Raw genomic sequence first — 2624 nt, 5'->3', positions numbered from 1 at the left:
TTCCTGAACGGGCTGCAAAGGTAGCAATCTTTTCCTCTTCCGCAACATTTATTTTCAAATAAATCCCGCTCTCATCATCCCTGTGCCATCCTTTCATTCAAAACCCTTCCTCCGAAGCGGGATGCAAAAGTAGGGATTTTTAGTACATATCCAAAGCTTTTTTACGGATTAATGTAGGAGTTAAGTTAACCCAATGGTTTTCAGACAGAAAAAATATGCTGCACGGCCAAACTTTTTAGGGGAACACCTGTTTTAGGCGGGCTCCGCTTCCCGGACTTACGGAGTTTTCCCTGCGCCCGGCCGTTTAAAACTTCGGAAGACCCTGCAGAATAAACCCGATTGCAATGGAAAGCCCGCAGCGCAGCGGGGACTTGCAATGAAAAGCGGGAACAAACCTTCATAGTTGCAAGAACCTGCCTTTCCAAAAAACAAAAGCAATCTTATATTATATAGTGTAGCAATAACTTGTGTGACTGAATAGACTTCCGAAGTTTTCTCCTGCGCCCAGCCGTTTCAAACTTCGGAAGMCCCTGCMKRMTAAACCCGATAGCAGCAGGCATCCCGATTTAAGTACCGGTTTGTGTTATATTTTGGTGTGCTTGCTTGTTTCACAGGTTTTCATCGGGATAAAGCGGATAGCGGAAACATACCTATATAGTAGCACCAAAACTGCTTTCCATAAAAAAAGATTAAAAACCCACTCTGCAAATAGAATACTGGCAATACTTTATTTTCTAACAATGGCTAAAAGCTTTTTACCCGCAGTTAAAACAAACACTGAGGCGAGTCCAGCTGCTAATCCAAAAGCAAATTCTCTAAGGATTGAAGGTAAAGTATGAAGAACATGGTGTAGAAAGCCAACATTATGTACAAAAATCCCACCTGAAACCAAGATCAATGCTACAGTTCCTACAACACTTAATATTTTTATTATAATTGGCAAAGAACGAACCAATAGGTTTCCAATGAATGAAAATATACCTTTTTCGCCAGAGGCCTTCATTAAGCGATATCCAGCATCATCCATTCTAACAATAATAGCTACGATTCCATAAACACCAACGGTAGCCAACAAAGCTACAGCTGACACCGTCATAATTTGTATAAGCAGCTTTTCTTCGAGCACGCTTCCCAAAGCAATAATTACGATTTCTATTGATAAAATAAAATCGGTAATAATAGCTGATTTGATCTTCGCTTTTTCTGCCAACTCGTCCTCTTGGATAACCTCTTTTGCTTCGATATGTGTGGGCTTTGATCGATGAATAAAATATTCAACAATTTTCTCCACCCCTTCATACGCCAGGTACAACCCGCCTAGTACCAAGATCACTTTAATCGCTACCGGAAAAAAGAAATTGAGTAATAGCGCAATTGGAACAATAATAAGCTTATTCACAAATGATCCCTTAGTGATTGCCCATAGTACCGGCAATTCTCTTGAAGAAAGAAAACCAGTTGATTTTTCTGCATTTACGGCTAAATCATCTCCCAAAATCCCCGCAGTCTTTTTGGCCGCTACCTTAGCTGTTACCGCTACATCGTCCATTAAAGCACCAATATCATCCAAAATTGCAAAAAAACCTGAAGCCATATCTAAAATCAATTATGCCGCAAAATATCAAATCCTTTCCAGATTCGAACAATCATATTTAAATCTTTAAGCTATATGGACTAAACAGGATTCTATAGACAGGGCTGGTTAAATCTATTAATGCGCCCGGTCATCGGAAATATAATCGTAAAAAACATCCTCTTAAATAATTAAATGCAGCGTTAACTTATTTGTTAAGTATAATCCAGATAATTAATATTTTGATGCTTTGGAGCGCAGTAACAGTAACATGTAGGTTGGGTTCCGTCCTGCTGTCCGCTGCAATCCTTTTTGGAAGCCCTTGGGATAGACAATCTACCTCAGCCAAAAAGAGATTTCCACTGCCATCAGGGCTATTCAACCTGGGACGGGAGATGTAAACGGAAGAGGGATCAGGTTTGCGCAAATCAGCGTAATCTGCGGGAACAGAACCTTMCCCCTTTTTAAACTCMTTAATGGCAGAAATAACCGCTGTTACAGTTCCTTTCACCATTAAGGAACATCCGGCATCAGGTCCCTTAACTTTTATCCACTCCTTAATGGTGAAAACAAGATAGGCATAGACTATAAAATGCTTTTAAACGAAGAAAACCCTTCAACATTGCTGTTAAAGGGTTTCTTTTTAAGATCTGGCACCGACCTACTCTCCCACGTGTTACCGCAGTACCATCGGCTCTGGTGGGCTTAACTTCTCTGTTCGGAATGGGAAGAGGTGGACACCACCGATATAGGCACCTGAATATTTTTATTCAAGACTAAAGCGCATCACGCCTCTGGTCTTTGGTCTTTCAGCTTTTCGCCTTTCAGTATTTCAATTTCACCGGCCTTAAAAACACAGGGGCCTGTATATAACCAAGAAAACCCTTCAACATTGCTGTTRAAGGGTTTCTTTTAAGATCTGGCACCGACCTACTCTCCCACGTGTTACCGCAGTACCATCGGCTCTGGTGGGCTTAACTTCTCTGTTCGGAATGGGAAGAGGTGGACACCACCGATATAGGCCACCACCGATATAGGCACCTGAATATTT

General features: G+C 41.2%; 1 protein-coding gene and 2 rRNA genes. All 3 read right to left on the bottom strand.

The annotated features are described in order from the left end of the window. Positions 1–727: 727 nt before the first annotated feature. Positions 728–1594 carry a DUF808 domain-containing protein gene (locus tag AC1DND_RS25265; protein ID WP_477585292.1) on the bottom strand — a complete coding sequence of 289 codons (867 nt, stop codon included), beginning with the start codon at positions 1592–1594 and terminating at the stop codon, positions 728–730. 627 nt (positions 1595–2221) lie between these two features. Then, a 5S ribosomal RNA gene (rrf, locus tag AC1DND_RS25260) occupies positions 2222–2333 on the bottom strand. Between the two features lie 157 nt (positions 2334–2490). Then, a 5S ribosomal RNA gene (gene rrf / locus AC1DND_RS25255) occupies positions 2491–2603 on the bottom strand. Between the last annotated feature and the right edge of the window lie 21 nt (positions 2604–2624).

The sequence above is a fragment of the Pedobacter sp. 01N416 genome, from assembly GCF_056399685.1.
The sequence above is the reverse complement of the archived record's forward strand: the minus strand, read 5'-3'. Positions and strand labels throughout refer to the sequence as shown.

Excerpts from the sequence above, each read along its gene's own strand:
- AC1DND_RS25265 (WP_477585292.1), bottom strand. The coding sequence starts at position 1,594 with ATGGCTTCAGGTTTTTTTGCAATTTTGGATGATATTGGTGCTTTAATG.